The sequence below is a fragment of the Rhizobium mesosinicum genome (assembly GCF_019511345.1).
In the GTDB taxonomy this organism is placed as follows: Bacteria; Pseudomonadota; Alphaproteobacteria; order Rhizobiales; family Rhizobiaceae; genus Rhizobium; species Rhizobium mesosinicum.
Map to the genome: position 1 here is coordinate 52,528 of NZ_JAEUAK010000006.1, position 13,076 is coordinate 65,603.

Consider the following 13,076-nt stretch of genomic DNA (forward strand, 5'->3'; position numbering starts at 1 on the left):
CCCTATTTCTTGCGGCTGTGGGCGTAATTGCTCGGGGAACTGCCGGCGCTGTCATAAGGGCCGGCAGATGCGCCATATGCTGCGAGGGTAATGGTGATCAGGGCGGCGATTGCCACGATCTTGTTCATGATCATATCTCTCTGCGGACGGGCGCTCGCATAATTGCTGTCGCGCGGCTCGGGAATTGATGCTGTCAGGCGTTTTGATGACGCCGTCCGTTGGCTTTGACGGGCACTTTCTGGACGGAACGGTCCTGGCTGCGGAGGGCGGCGACTGCCGTCGTGAGGAGGGCCGAGGCGATCAGGACGGCGACGGCGGAATTCAGGAAAATCTGGACCATGGTAGCGTTCCTTTCCAATCACGGGCGGCACATGCTCTGCCCTGCGATGTTGAAAGGAATATGCGCTGGGTTCTGGCGGCGCGGAAGATTTGACTTCAGTGACCAATCGTCAACGCTTAGTTGACGACAAAAGCGCTCAAGAAAAACGGGCGCCGAAGCGCCCGTTAAAAATTTCCGACGGGCCGATGCTGATTAGCGGCAACGCGCTTCGTAGCGGCGACCGTAACGGTCGCGATAGATGCAGTAGCCACGGCGTTCAACAGACTGGCCGATCAGTGCGCCTGTCAGACCGCCGGCAACTGCGCCGACTGCCGCGCCACCCCAACTGTTGGAGACAGCGCCGCCGATGATGGCGCCCGTGCCCGCACCAATCGCCGTGCCCTGCTCCGTTGGGGTGCAAGAGGCGAGAGCGCCAATGAGAGCGCAGCTAAGGATGATCTTTTTCATGTCTAAACTCCCCAGGTTATTGGCCTTTATATTCGGCCCATCAATACAAGAATGATTATGATGACGAGAACTAACCCCAAACCACCGGAAGGTCCATAGCCCCATCCACGGCTATAACCCCAATTCGGCAAGGCGCCGATCAATAACAGAATAAGGATAATAAGAAGTATCGTGCCAAGCATGGTGTTGTCCTGCCTCATCCTCATTTCAACTGGACTATAAACACGTGTCCGCGATTTTTGTTCCGGCTAAGCTCCTGGAATATTAAGGTGGCGTTATCGGCCGTTGTGAAGGAGCCGACTTTAGCCGGTGCCCCACAAAGCAAGTCGGCGAAATAATATCGGCCATTTTGCGATATGGTTAAAATCCTTTTTTATTACAATATGTTGCGGTGAACAAAGCAGGAAAATGAAAATGTCTCCGATTCGTCAGCGATTCGTTCCAGCTTTGATCAGCCGCGACCCTTCATCGGCTCACCAATTCCAGACGGTTTAAACTCCGTAAATTCGGCATGCAGAAGATTAATGCGATCCGGGCAGTTGGAACGGCTTCGGAAAACTCCGGATCCGCATCTTGTGTCGGTGGTGAAAACGCCCACAACATCTCGCCGTGAACGAAAAGGGAAAGCTTCGCAATCAGCGATTCGTCTCCGATTCGTTCCGGCTTTGATCGAAGCGTTAATTTCGGGATCGCTTCTTGCTGTTTTTGCAAATAGCAAGAAGCGTTAATCGCGGTTGCCGACATTCGTTTTCAGGCAAGTTCGCCGATTCAGCATCTAGTGGAAAAAAGTGATTCAAAATCAATACTTAGCCGTGAACAAAAGCTGAATCAGCCGGAGTCAGCGATTCGTCTCCGATTCGTTCTCAAGCTGTTCCGAATCTTAAATCAAGGACTTAACGGGCTATAACTTCCGTTCGCGATGCAAAGTCTATTTCAAATCTGCCCTTGCGTTTGGAGCTTCGGCTGTCCATGTGTTCTCCTGCCTCATCCGCATCTCCGACTTGACCCTGGGGCGTTACCGCCTCACTTGCATGGAATATGACCCTGACTTCGCAGCCGATGATACTGAGCGGGCGCGCCGTGACCGCGGTGCTCGGGCCGACCAATACCGGCAAAACCCATTACGCGATCGAGCGCATGGTGGCACACGGCACGGGTGTCATCGGCCTGCCGCTCCGGTTGCTGGCACGTGAAGTCTATACGCGTGTGGTCGAAAAGGTCGGCGCCCATAACGTGGCGCTGGTGACCGGCGAAGAAAAGATCTCGCCGCCGAATGCGCGTTTTTCCGTCTGCACGGTCGAAGCGATGCCGCGGGAAACCAAGGCAGCCTTCGTCGCCATCGACGAAGTGCAACTCGCGGGAGATCTCGAGCGCGGCCACATCTTCACAGACCGCATCCTGCATCTGCGCGGCCGTGACGAGACGCTCCTGCTGGGCGCCGGCACCATGCGGCCGATCCTGCAGCAGCTTCTGCCGGGGCTAACGGTCACGGAGCGGCCGCGGCTTTCTCACCTTCTTTATGCCGGGCAGAAGAAAATCACGCGGCTGCCGCAGCGCTCGGCGATCGTTGCCTTCTCGGCCGACGAAGTCTACGCGATCGCGGAACTGATCCGGCGCCAGCGCGGCGGTGCGGCCGTCGTGCTCGGGGCTCTCAGCCCGCGCACCCGTAATGCGCAGGTGGCGCTCTATCAGGAAGGCGATGTCGAATATCTCGTTGCAACTGATGCGATCGGCATGGGTCTTAACCTCGATGTCGACCATGTGGCCTTCGCGCAGGACCGGAAGTTCGACGGTTATCAGTTCCGCAATCTCAATCCCGGCGAACTCGGCCAGATCGCGGGCCGCGCCGGGCGCCATGTGCGCGACGGTACCTTTGGCGTAACCGGTCAGGTTTCACCGTTCGACGAGGAGCTCGTGCAGCGCATCGAGGGCCACGAATTCGACAACGTCAAGGTTTTGCAGTGGCGGACCAAGGATCTCGATTTCTCCACGATACAATCACTGCGGGCAAGCCTCGATACCGGTCCGCGCTTACCGGGTCTGACGCGGGCATTGCCGGCGGTCGACCAGCAGGCGCTCGAACATCTGTCGCGTTATCCGGAAATTGTTGATCTCGCCAATACCCCGGCGCGAGTCGAAAAGCTCTGGGAGGCTTGCGCTTTACCGGACTATCGGCGCATAACGCCCGCGCAACATGCCGATCTTATTTCTACCCTCTTTTCCGATCTGGTGCGCTATGGCACGGTGAACGAGCAATTTCTTGCAGAGCAGGTTCACCGTTCGGATCGTACAGATGGAGAAATTGACACGCTTTCGGCGCGAATCGCGCAGATAAGAACCTGGACCTATGTATCGAATCGGCCCGGCTGGCTTGCCGATCCGACACACTGGCAGGAAAAGACGCGGGAAATCGAAGATCGATTGTCCGACGCGTTACATGAAAGGTTGACGAAACGCTTTGTTGATCGCAGGACATCTGTGCTCATGAAGCGCCTGAGAGAGAATGCGATGCTGGAAGCTGAAATCAGTGTGAATGGCGATGTCTTTGTTGAAGGACATCATGTGGGGCAGTTGACCGGGTTCCGTTTCACGCCTGTTGGGGGAACGGACGGGCCGGACGCCAAGGCGGTTCAGGCTGCGTCGCAGAAGGCGCTTGCTCTCGAATTCGAAGCTCGCGCTGCGCGCCTGCATGCCGCGGGCAACGCCGATCTGGCGATCGGGTCGGATGGGCTGGTCCGCTGGCTCGGCGATCCCGTCGGTCGCCTATCGGGCAGCGACCATGTGATGCGTCCGCGCGTCATCCTGCTCGCCGACGAGCAACTCACGGGCAATGCGCGCGACCATGTCGCCGCTCGTATCGAACGTTTCGTCAATCATCATATCAGCACGGTTCTGAAGTCGCTCGAGGACCTGTCGCGCGCTGAAGACCTCCAGGGCCTTGCCAAAGGGCTCGCCTTCCAGCTTGTCGAGAATCTCGGCGTGCTCTTCCGCCGCGATGTGACGGAAGAAGTGAAGTCGTTGGATCAGGATGCGCGCGCCTCCATGCGCCGCTACGGCATCCGCTTCGGCGCCTATCATATCTTCGTGCCGGCGCTTCTGAAGCCGGCGCCGGCGGAGCTCATCACCCTGCTGTGGGCGCTGAAGAATGACGGCCTCGACAAGCCGGGTTACGGCGATCTTATTCCGGTGCTTGCCGCCGGCCGCACCTCTGTGGTCACGGATCCGAGCTTCGAGCGAATGTTCTACAAGCTTGCGGGCTTCCGTTTCCTCGGTAAGCGTGCCGTGCGCATCGATATTCTGGAGCGCCTGGCGGATCTCATCCGTCCGCTCTTGCAGTGGAAGCCGGGCCAGGGCACCCGTCCGGAAGGCGCCTATGACGGTCGCCGCTTCACGACGACGACGGCGATGCTATCCATTCTCGGCGCGACGCTCGAAGATATGGAAGAGATTCTCAAGGGTCTCGGCTACCGTGCCGACGCCGTGAGGGCCGAAGAAGCTGCCGTATTCCTTGCAACGCAGGATGCAGCATCCGCTCCCTCTGCCGCGCCCGAAACCGTGGCGGAGGAAGCGGCTGAAAAGGCCGACCATGACGACGCGGACGGCGCTTCGGAAGAAACGGCCGCCGAAGCTGCACCTGTGTCTGTGGAAACGCCTGCAGCCACCGAAGGTTCGGCGGAAGCCGGCGAGGCCGAGACTGCAGAACCGAAGCCGGTTCTCCTGTGGCGCCTCGGTGGCCGCAACGAAAACCAGCGCCAGGCGCGCGGCCATGGCGACCGCCGTGGCGGACAGGGCCAAGGGCAGGGTCAGGACCGCGGTGAGCGCAACAACCGCCGTCAGGGCGGTGGTGAAAGCGCCGAGAGCAGGGACGGCAATCGCAACCGGGACGGCGGCAATCGCGCCGGCAACCGGGAAGGCAGCAATCGTGATGGGGGCAGGCCTCAGCATGCGCGCAATGACCGCAACGAGCAGCGCGGCGATCGTCAGGATCGCGGTGACCGCAAGGATCGTGGCGATCGCAACGACCGTAACAACAATCGCGGCAATTCACAGCCGCTGCGCTTCGAGGCCAAGCCGCCGCGCAAGGAGAAGCCGATCGATCCGGATTCGCCCTTCGCCAAGCTTGCCGCGCTCAAGGAGCAGATGAAGAAATAATCATGGGCGGAGAGACACAGCCAGGAAGCGGTTCGCGCCAGCGCATCGACAAGTGGCTGTTCTTCGCACGCATAGTGAAATCGCGCTCGCTGGCACAGAGCCATATCCAGTCCGGTCACGTCAGCATCAACGGGACGCGTTGTGCGCAGCCGAGTCAAACAGTCAAGGTGGGCGATCGCGTCGAGCTGACGCTGGAACGACGGGACGTCATTCTCGTCGTCCGGCTGCCCGGCGAGCGGCGTGGGCCCTATGACGAGGCGAAGCTGCTCTATGAGGATCTGTCGCCGCCAGCCGATGAGGCAAAACGCCTCACCCCCTATGAGCAGGCTATCCGGGGTCAGGGCTCCGGAAGACCGACGAAAAAGGAACGGCGCGCAATCGACAGGCTCATGTCGGACGAGGATTAGAAAACTCTTCCCGCCGGCAGCTTTTCGAAGATCGTTTGTCCTTGAAATCCTGCCGTAAAGCCGATACGTCACACACAACCTGCCGGGTAGCGTGCTTGCCTCCCAAGCCTGTCTACGCTTTCTCTCCGGCTTAGGGGACAGGCGCGACGTTCCAGGTTGCCCGGCCCCGCCCGCATGGAAATCCTGGAGTTCTTCATGACCTATGTCGTGACCGACAATTGCATCCGCTGCAAATATACCGACTGTGTCGAAGTCTGCCCCGTCGACTGTTTCTATGAGGGCGAGAATTTCCTCGTCATTCATCCCGATGAGTGCATCGACTGCGGCGTTTGCGAGCCGGAATGTCCGGCCGAGGCGATCAAACCCGATACCGAGCCGGGTCTCGACAAGTGGCTGAAGATCAACGCCGAATATGCAGGCATCTGGCCGAACATCACAGTCAAGAAAGAGCCGATGGCCGGGGCAAAGGAATTGGACGGCGAGACGGGGAAATTCGAAAAATACTTCTCGGAAAAGCCCGGCAGCGGCGACTGAAATTCGGGCATGCAACGCTGTTGAAGCCGCGTTCAGCGACAGGTTAAACGTTTCAAATTGAGCGTGAGTCACATGGGGGCTATGTGTTGCCCACATGACTCACGTTAAGCAAATTATTGATTTCCTCATATTTTTGTGATAGGTTCACCACACTGTTCCATTTGTGGCATGACGCATGCCCGAAACCATCACGAAAGTAGAACAAATCCCGTACCGCGGTTTCCGTGACTTATCAATAAGTTGAGCTGTCGGATCCCAAGATCGCGCGCGGGGATATCTTTTGCTTCTGTCTGGTGGAACCAGAGTGAAGTCACCCGACGGATTTAACCGTCTCATCCGGGCCTGACTGACCCGGCTCCGGCCGCCGCCGGAAGCGTAACAGGGAGTTTTTGATTAGAATGACCATCCAGCAGAAAAAACCTTCTACCGCACGCCACGGCTTCAAGACTGGTGAATCGATCGTGTACCCCGCACACGGTGTCGGTACCATCACGGCTATCGAAGAGCAAGAAGTCGCCGGCATGAAGCTTGAACTTTTCGTCATCGATTTCGAAAAGGACAAGATGCGTCTGAAGGTTCCGGTGGCGAAGGCTATGAGCATCGGCATGCGCAAGCTTTCCGAGACCGACTTCGTTGAACGCGCCCTCAAGGTCGTGCAGGGCAAAGCCCGCGTCAAGCGCACCATGTGGTCCCGTCGCGCCCAGGAATATGATGCCAAGATCAATTCCGGCGACCTGATTTCCATCGCAGAAGTCGTTCGTGATCTTTACCGTGCGGAGAACCAGCCGGAGCAATCCTACTCCGAACGCCAGCTTTATGAAGCTGCGCTCGACCGCATGGCCCGCGAAATTGCTGCTGTCAACAAGATGTCTGAAACCGAAGCCGTTCGCCTCGTAGAAACCAACCTCAACAAGGGTCCGAAGCGCGGCAAGGCAATCGAGGAAGATGACTCGCAGGATGAAGCCGCTTAATAGCGCGTTGTTTATACTGATAAAAAACCCGGCCTTCGTGCCGGGTTTTTTATTGGAACTTTTTCGCCGTTACGACGTTGATAGGCAGTAATGTGGATTCTAGCCGGCGCTCACAGAGCTCGGTTTGACTTCGCCGAAGCTGTCAAATTTGATGAGGAGCGGATCATGTTTTCCAGAATTTGCCGTTCGGGCAATCTCAAGGAACAGATCCAGCTCTGCCGTCTTGCCGGCACACGATGAGAAATAGGGCCTCCTCCTGAAAAGTCCAGGAGGGGGCCTTCATGCATTCAAGATCCAGTTTGCTCCGGCGCAGTGGTGTCCGGAAACGGTGTTTGCTTGTTCATTTTCAGGGACGTGGCCCATTTAGGAGAGCAATATGAAGAACATGTCTGCAGATCGGCGCATGATCAAAATAGCAATGGCGGCTCCCTATCTAGCCCGTGAAGAAGAGCATAATCTGGCCATTCGCTGGAAGGATCATGAAGACCGAGGCGCCCGCAATCAGATCGCTATGGCGCATATGCGCCTCGTCATTTCCATGGCAGGCAAGTTCCGTAATTTCGGCCTGCCGATGAGCGATCTCGTACAGGAAGGTTATGTCGGGCTTCTGGAAGCCGCGGCTCGGTTCGAACCGGCGCGCGATGTGCGCTTTTCCACCTATGCAAGCTGGTGGATCCGCGCCTCGATCCAAGACTATATCCTGCGGAACTGGTCGATCGTACGCGGCGGTACGAGTTCGGCCCAGAAGGCACTATTCTTCAATCTGCGGCGCCTGCGCGCCAAGCTTGCAAAGGGCGATACGCAGTTAACACTGCAATCCATTCATCAGGAAATCGCCGCTGCCCTCGGTGTCAGCCTTGCCGACGTGCAGACCATGGATGCGCGCCTTTCCGGCAACGACGCCTCATTGCAGGCGCCCTCCGTCTCGGGTGATGCCGACAGTGCGGAAAAGATGGATTTCCTCGTCAGCGACGAACCGCTGCCGGATGAGCAAGTCTCCAACATGATCGACGGGGAGCGGCGCCGCGTCTGGCTTGCGTCTGCCCTCAAGCATCTCAACGAACGCGAGATGAAGATTATCAGCGCGCGGCGCCTCGCCGAAGACGGAGCGACGCTCGAAGAGCTCGGCGCCGACCTCGGCATTTCGAAAGAGCGCGTGCGCCAGATCGAAAGCCGGGCGATGGAAAAGCTTCGTACGGCGCTCGTCAGCGCTGATCCGCATATGGCAGCTTATGCCTGAGAGGAATTATCCAGCAGCACAGACTGGCCCGGCCTAAGCCGGGCCTTTTTTTACTCGGAAATAATCTTCACGCGGTCGCCGGGAGAAACGGCAGCACCCGTCGGCAAGGCGTTGATAAGCTTAAAGAGATCCAGCTTGCGATCGGTGCCCATCATGCGGGAGGCGAGCGTGGTGATGTTGTCGCCAGGGCGGACAATGACCACCCGCACACGCAACGGCTTCAGCGAAGCCGCTTCATCCGGCGTCATACGGCGGAAGCTTGCGCGCAGAACGTTTGCCGTCGGCTCCAGCGACGGGCTGCCTTTCGGCACCGCTGTCAGGAAGCGGAAGATCTGATTGTTGTTTCTGATGACCGTGACGTCGAAATCCCAGCGGTCGGCGGTAGCGCGCGCGGTCGCAGCCTCCATGCCATTGACGTTGATTGGCTGGATGGTCGCCGGATCGAGGCCGGTAACCCAGCCGCTGGAAATGTAGTTCGTGAGGCTTTGGTTTTGGTTATCGGCCACGCCATCGAAGCGGACGGCGATATCGTTCGGGCCGGTTGCCATGACGGCTTCGACCTTGTTGTCGATGCTGAAGTCGGGCGGCACGTCGAAGCGTATGCCGAGGCCGCCATGCAGGAAGGTCTGGCCGCGCACATAGCCCTCTTCCGGACTGTCGCCGTAGAGAAGGCCATCGATGCCATCGAGATAGTAGTCACGGCCCTTGTCGCCGACTGCGCCTTCCTGGCCGAAAGCGCGAGCGTGGCTGCGAGCAAGCTCGATGCGCTGAGCAGAATTCGGATGGCTCGACAGGAAGTCCAGGCTCTGGTCAGCCTCGGGATCGACCGACATGAAGCGGCTATAGGCAGCCATGGAATCAAGGAAACGGGCGGCGGCATAAGGATCATAGCCGGCTTCGCCGAGCATGCGCACGCCGATGACGTCGGCCTGCAGTTCCTGCTGCCGGGAGAAGGCGGCAAGACGCAGCTTACCGCGGGCAAGTGCTTGTTTGCCGGCTATATCGCTAGACAGCACTTCGGCGACGACGCGGCTGGCAATGACTTCCGCCTCTTCGCGCTTCTGCCGCTCGATGCCATGGTTTGCGGTGACGTGACCCATCTCGTGCGACAGCACGGCCGCAACTTCCGAGGCATCGTTGGCGAGCGCCAGCAGGCCGCGGGTGACATAGAGATAACCGCCCGGCAGTGCGAAGGCGTTGATGGCGGGCGAATTCAGGATGGTGATGCGGTAGGACTGGCTCGGATTTTCCGATACGGCTGTCAGCGCGCCGGCGATGCGGGCGACGAGGCGTTCGGTCTTGGCATCCTTGTATTCGCCGCCATAGCTTGCGACGATGCGCGGATGCTCACGGGCGCCCATGGCGGCGCGCGGGTCGTTCTTCTGTACTTCATCGACAATTTGCGGATTAGACGAAGGGCCGACGGTCGGCTGATAGGATTGTTGGATCAACGACTCGCAGCCGTTGAGCGCGACGGCGCAGGCCGACAGCAACAGGAGACGGCGCACCCAGCGGCGCGGCGCAAAAAAGGCATCACTGGAAAGCGCGGGCGATTTCCACGTCGTCATGCTGTCCAGTCTGTCTCTCCGCATCATTTTAAGTCGCCGGTCTGCCGCATCGTCGGGCCGGCCGTTGCCAGGAAAATTCAATAGGCTTCCGCCTCGGTTCTCGCGCTGCACAATCGGCCGATCCACGTCTTTGCTGTAGCCGATTTCCGCATGGGTTGCATAGCGAGACTCCATCTAAATGTGGCGCCGTTGCATTTCGGCAATGCCTCGCCTGTCGAGGCACTTTTCGCTCCGATGAAATTATGGCGAAAGTTCCATCGCAGGTACAGATTCCGACGGCACTGCGGAAAAAATCGGTCAGTACGGCGAGCGACGCGGGCAACTATGACGTCTGCGCGAAGAATACAATTAATGGTAGTGATATCGAGCGGCTTACATTAAGGAGGCGCAGGCCTCGCACCCGTACTTACTCCGCGGCCTCTGCGGCGACGTTGGTCTGGCCGGTCTTCTGTTCGCCCGCGCGGGGGAGCTGCACCGGCTTCAGCATGATGGCGGCGACCAGACCGATCAAAGCAATGCCGCAGGAAGTCAGGAACAGCGGCGAGAAGGCGGAGGCGTAAGCATTGGCCACCGCCTGGCGGCTGGCTTCGGGAAGTGCTGCCATCATTTTGGGCGTCAACTCCTCGATATTGGACACCCCCGGGATGGAGGAGCCGAGCCTGCCGAGCTGCGACGCAATGATCGCACCGTAGATGGAGATGGCAATCGAGGCGCCGCCCATACGCGACAGCGTAACCGAGCCGGTCGCGGCACCCACATCGCGGGCCGGTGCGGCGTTCTGAACGCCGATGACCGGAACCTGCTGGGCAAGGCCGATACCGATGCCGTGCAGCAGCATGATCGCGCCGATGAAGGCTATCGGTGTGCCGGCATGAACCTGCGAGATCAGTGCAAAAGCGATGGCGCTGCAAGTGAGGCTGGCGATGGCGAACGGCTTGTAGCGGCCGGTTTTCGAAATGATGCGGCCGGCATTCAGAGAGCCGCAGACGAGACCGCCTGTCAGCAGAATGAAGAGCAGACCGGCGCCCGACGGCGAAAGACCTGTCGTCGTCTGCAGGAAGAGCGCGAGATAATTGACCATGCCGATGGCGATCGCGCCGCTCATGATCGAGATCACAAGCAGCAGGCTGAAGGTGGAATTGCGGAAAAGCGGCAGCGGCACGATCGGCTCCGGTGCGCGACGCTCGACGATTACCCAGGCGATGGCGCAAACGACGCCGAAGGCGACGATTCCAATGCTTTGCGGCGAGATCAGCTCACCGAAAAGTTCGCTGCTGTCGGTTGCAAGCACGATGCTGGTTGTCGTCAGCGCCAGCAAGAATGCGCCGGCATAGTCGATCTTCGGCTGGCGATGCGGCTTGCGGTACGGCAGCATGAAGGCGAGGCCGGTAAGTACGATGAAACCGATCGGCACATTGACGAGGAAGATCGAGCGCCAGCCGAAGAGATCGCTCATCGTGCCGCCGAGTACCGGACCGATGGCGCCGGAGGCCATGAGGACGAGGCTGGAATAACTTTGATAGCGAGCTCGTTCGCGCGGCTCGAAGAGGTCGGCGTTGACGGCGAAGATCGAAACCATGATGCCGCCGCCGCCGAAGCCCTGCAGTACACGGGCGGCAATCAGCGTGTTCATGGAGACCGCAAGACCGCAGACGGTGGAACCGACCGTGAAAATCGCGATCGCCGTCATCATCACATATTTGCGGCCGAAGAGATCGCCGAGCTTGCCGTAAAGAGGCATAACGGCGCTCAGCGCCAACAGATAGGCAGAGCCGACCCAGCCGAAGCGATCCAGATGGCCGAACTCGCCGACAATGGTCGGCAGCGCGGTGGACACGATCTGATTATCCAGCGTCGCCATGAACATGGCCGTCATCAGGAAGAAGAAGAGGATAAGCCGCCGACGGGGATCCGTCACGAGCGGTGCGGGGGCAAGTTGCATATCCATGCGATGGCCATTTCTGTTATACGGGCGATTTATGTGCTGATGTCATGTATTTGTCAATGGCACATTACTGACGTTGGCATATTTTATTTTAAACTCCGGTCTGTTATGGTTTCGTCATGAACGAGACCTTGACCGAGACAAGAACGACCGAGCTTGATGATCCCTCGGACAGTGTGCCGCGCATCGGCCGCACGATGACGCGCATGCGAATGATGACAGGACGCCGGTTGATCGGCCGCCTGGCGATCCAGAGCGTGGCGCCGGATCTGGAACTCTCGCATCTCGACGTACTCGATGCCGTGCGCCGCGCGCAGGAAAACGGCGAGGTAACGGTCGGCGCCATTGCCGAGATGCTTCGAATCGACCCGTCGAGGGCAAGCCGCGTCGTGTCGGATATGGTGGGCCGCAACGTCCTGCGCCGTGAGGCTTCGCAGGCGGATGCGCGGCGCATCGTCGTCGTCATGACTTCGCTCGGGAAGAATCTGCTGGCAGAAATCCGGGCCCAGAAGCTCGCCTTCGTTTCCGAGGTCGTGCGGGACTGGCCACAGGAGGAGATCGACACTTTCTCGCGGCTGTTCGAGAAATTCATCGGCGGCTACGAGGCGATCTTCCTTTCCCGCGACAAGGACACGCCGGGCTAAGAAAATAGTCCGAGCGTTTGATCTCGCTCAAGCCGACCCGCCTAAGGCAAGCCTAAGTCTCTCCTCGTTCGACGACATCAGGAGAGATTCACATGAAACATCATCCGCTTCGGTTGAGGGGTATTTTTGCCGCTATCGTTTTCGCATCCTTCGGGCATGCGGCGCTTTCGGCCGATCTGGCGCCTTCGGCAGGCTCGCCAATGGCCACGCAAAGCCCATGGCAAGTACGCCTTCGTGCGCTTGGCGTGATCACGCGCGACAACGGTTCGGTCGACGGTATTTCCGGATCCGGTCTTTCCTATTCGGACACGGTGATTCCGGAAGCTGACATCTCCTATTTCTTCACCGACAATATTTCCGCGGAACTCATTCTCGGCACGACCTATGCCAATGTGCATGGCGAAGGCTCGATTGCCGGCCTTGGCGAAATCGGCAAGACATGGCTGCTACCCCCGACGCTGACGCTGCAGTATCATTTCACCGATTTCGGCGCCTTCCAGCCCTATCTCGGTGCCGGTGTGAACTATACAGTCTTCTACAATCAGTCCGGCAAGAGCGCCGACAGCCTCGATGTGAAGAATACATTCGGTGTCGCGCTGCAGGCCGGTTTCGACTACATGTTCGATGAGCATTGGGGTGCGAACTTGGATGTGAAGAAGATCTTCCTGCGTCCGGATTTCGATGCGACGGTCGGCGGTGCCGATGTCAGCGGCAAGGCGAAACTGGATCCCTGGCTGGTCGGTGCCGGTGTCACCTATCGCTTCTAAAGCATTTGATTGACGCAATTTCCGCCGCAAACCGCCGTACAGTTTTGCGGGAATTTGCTTT

General features: G+C 58.8%; 14 protein-coding genes. 7 read left to right on the forward strand and 7 right to left on the reverse strand.

Annotated features, from left to right (window positions below; genetic code table 11):
* Window positions 1-2 precede the first annotated feature (2 nt).
* From JNB85_RS30950 to JNB85_RS17185, 5 genes are all read right to left on the reverse strand, one after another.
* Window positions 3-128: a hypothetical protein gene (locus JNB85_RS30950; RefSeq protein WP_262928185.1), complete on the reverse strand. Its 126-nt coding sequence runs from the start codon at window positions 126-128 to the stop codon at window positions 3-5.
* 65 nt (window positions 129-193) lie between these two features.
* On the reverse strand, window positions 194-340 hold the full coding sequence (locus tag JNB85_RS17170; RefSeq protein WP_220335550.1) for a hypothetical protein: 147 nt from the start codon (window positions 338-340) through the stop codon (window positions 194-196).
* Between the two features lie 192 nt (window positions 341-532).
* Window positions 533-787, reverse strand: coding sequence for a YMGG-like glycine zipper-containing protein (locus JNB85_RS17175; RefSeq protein WP_192728800.1), 255 nt, complete (start codon window positions 785-787; stop codon window positions 533-535).
* 26 nt (window positions 788-813) lie between these two features.
* On the reverse strand, window positions 814-969 hold the full coding sequence (locus JNB85_RS17180) for a DUF3309 family protein (RefSeq protein WP_017962528.1): 156 nt from the start codon (window positions 967-969) through the stop codon (window positions 814-816).
* Between the two features lie 283 nt (window positions 970-1,252).
* Complete coding sequence (locus JNB85_RS17185) at window positions 1,253-1,531, reverse strand: hypothetical protein (RefSeq protein ID WP_220335551.1); 279 nt, start codon at window positions 1,529-1,531, stop codon at window positions 1,253-1,255.
* Window positions 1,532-1,825: 294 nt separating this feature from the next.
* On the opposite strand from JNB85_RS17185, the gene JNB85_RS17190 reads away from it, so the two are divergent.
* The 5 genes from JNB85_RS17190 (at window position 1,826) to JNB85_RS17210 (ending at window position 8,091) form a co-directional block, all read left to right on the forward strand.
* The gene (locus JNB85_RS17190; protein ID WP_220335552.1) at window positions 1,826-4,939 is read left to right on the forward strand and encodes a helicase-related protein; all 3,114 of its coding nucleotides are present in this window, start codon (window positions 1,826-1,828) and stop codon (window positions 4,937-4,939) included.
* A gap of 2 nt (window positions 4,940-4,941) precedes the next feature.
* The gene (locus tag JNB85_RS17195) at window positions 4,942-5,346 is read left to right on the forward strand and encodes an RNA-binding S4 domain-containing protein (RefSeq protein ID WP_220335553.1); all 405 of its coding nucleotides are present in this window, start codon (window positions 4,942-4,944) and stop codon (window positions 5,344-5,346) included.
* A 195-nt stretch (window positions 5,347-5,541) separates the two neighbouring features.
* Window positions 5,542-5,880 (forward strand): ferredoxin FdxA, encoded by a 339-nt coding sequence (fdxA, locus tag JNB85_RS17200; RefSeq protein WP_183749818.1) that lies wholly within the window; start codon window positions 5,542-5,544, stop codon window positions 5,878-5,880.
* Between the two features lie 398 nt (window positions 5,881-6,278).
* Entirely contained in the window at window positions 6,279-6,851 is a 573-nt protein-coding gene (locus JNB85_RS17205; RefSeq protein WP_113299540.1) for a CarD family transcriptional regulator, read from the forward strand.
* Between the two features lie 376 nt (window positions 6,852-7,227).
* On the forward strand, window positions 7,228-8,091 hold the full coding sequence (locus tag JNB85_RS17210; RefSeq protein WP_007825441.1) for an RNA polymerase factor sigma-32: 864 nt from the start codon (window positions 7,228-7,230) through the stop codon (window positions 8,089-8,091).
* Window positions 8,092-8,141: 50 nt separating this feature from the next.
* Here the strand turns inward: JNB85_RS17210 and JNB85_RS17215 are convergent, their stop codons facing one another.
* Both JNB85_RS17215 and JNB85_RS17220 read right to left on the reverse strand, forming a co-directional pair.
* Window positions 8,142-9,686, reverse strand: coding sequence for a M48 family metalloprotease (locus tag JNB85_RS17215; protein ID WP_220335554.1), 1,545 nt, complete (start codon window positions 9,684-9,686; stop codon window positions 8,142-8,144).
* Window positions 9,687-10,065: 379 nt separating this feature from the next.
* Window positions 10,066-11,607 carry an MDR family MFS transporter gene (locus tag JNB85_RS17220; protein WP_220335555.1) on the reverse strand — a complete coding sequence of 514 codons (1,542 nt, stop codon included), beginning with the start codon at window positions 11,605-11,607 and terminating at the stop codon, window positions 10,066-10,068.
* A gap of 116 nt (window positions 11,608-11,723) precedes the next feature.
* Between JNB85_RS17220 and JNB85_RS17225 the strand changes: the two genes are divergently transcribed.
* Both JNB85_RS17225 and JNB85_RS17230 read left to right on the forward strand, forming a co-directional pair.
* Window positions 11,724-12,248: a MarR family winged helix-turn-helix transcriptional regulator gene (locus tag JNB85_RS17225; RefSeq protein ID WP_220335556.1), complete on the forward strand. Its 525-nt coding sequence runs from the start codon at window positions 11,724-11,726 to the stop codon at window positions 12,246-12,248.
* 92 nt (window positions 12,249-12,340) lie between these two features.
* Window positions 12,341-13,015, forward strand: coding sequence for an OmpW/AlkL family protein (locus JNB85_RS17230; RefSeq protein ID WP_220335557.1), 675 nt, complete (start codon window positions 12,341-12,343; stop codon window positions 13,013-13,015).
* Window positions 13,016-13,076: the final 61 nt, after the last annotated feature.

Excerpts from the sequence above, each read along its gene's own strand:
- JNB85_RS17180 (WP_017962528.1), bottom strand. The coding sequence starts at position 969 with ATGCTTGGCACGATACTTCTTATTATCCTTATTCTGTTATTGATCGGC.
- JNB85_RS17195 (WP_220335553.1), top strand. The coding sequence starts at position 4,942 with ATGGGCGGAGAGACACAGCCAGGAAGCGGTTCGCGCCAGCGCATCGAC.
- JNB85_RS17230 (WP_220335557.1), top strand. The coding sequence starts at position 12,341 with ATGAAACATCATCCGCTTCGGTTGAGGGGTATTTTTGCCGCTATCGTT.
- JNB85_RS17170 (WP_220335550.1), bottom strand. The coding sequence starts at position 340 with ATGGTCCAGATTTTCCTGAATTCCGCCGTCGCCGTCCTGATCGCCTCG.
- JNB85_RS17205 (WP_113299540.1), top strand. The coding sequence starts at position 6,279 with ATGACCATCCAGCAGAAAAAACCTTCTACCGCACGCCACGGCTTCAAG.
- JNB85_RS17210 (WP_007825441.1), top strand. The coding sequence starts at position 7,228 with ATGAAGAACATGTCTGCAGATCGGCGCATGATCAAAATAGCAATGGCG.
- JNB85_RS17175 (WP_192728800.1), bottom strand. The coding sequence starts at position 787 with ATGAAAAAGATCATCCTTAGCTGCGCTCTCATTGGCGCTCTCGCCTCT.
- JNB85_RS17190 (WP_220335552.1), top strand. The coding sequence starts at position 1,826 with ATGACCCTGACTTCGCAGCCGATGATACTGAGCGGGCGCGCCGTGACC.
- fdxA (WP_183749818.1), top strand. The coding sequence starts at position 5,542 with ATGACCTATGTCGTGACCGACAATTGCATCCGCTGCAAATATACCGAC.
- JNB85_RS17215 (WP_220335554.1), bottom strand. The coding sequence starts at position 9,686 with ATGATGCGGAGAGACAGACTGGACAGCATGACGACGTGGAAATCGCCC.
- JNB85_RS17225 (WP_220335556.1), top strand. The coding sequence starts at position 11,724 with ATGAACGAGACCTTGACCGAGACAAGAACGACCGAGCTTGATGATCCC.
- JNB85_RS30950 (WP_262928185.1), bottom strand. The coding sequence starts at position 128 with ATGAACAAGATCGTGGCAATCGCCGCCCTGATCACCATTACCCTCGCA.
- JNB85_RS17220 (WP_220335555.1), bottom strand. The coding sequence starts at position 11,607 with ATGGATATGCAACTTGCCCCCGCACCGCTCGTGACGGATCCCCGTCGG.
- JNB85_RS17185 (WP_220335551.1), bottom strand. The coding sequence starts at position 1,531 with ATGTCGGCAACCGCGATTAACGCTTCTTGCTATTTGCAAAAACAGCAA.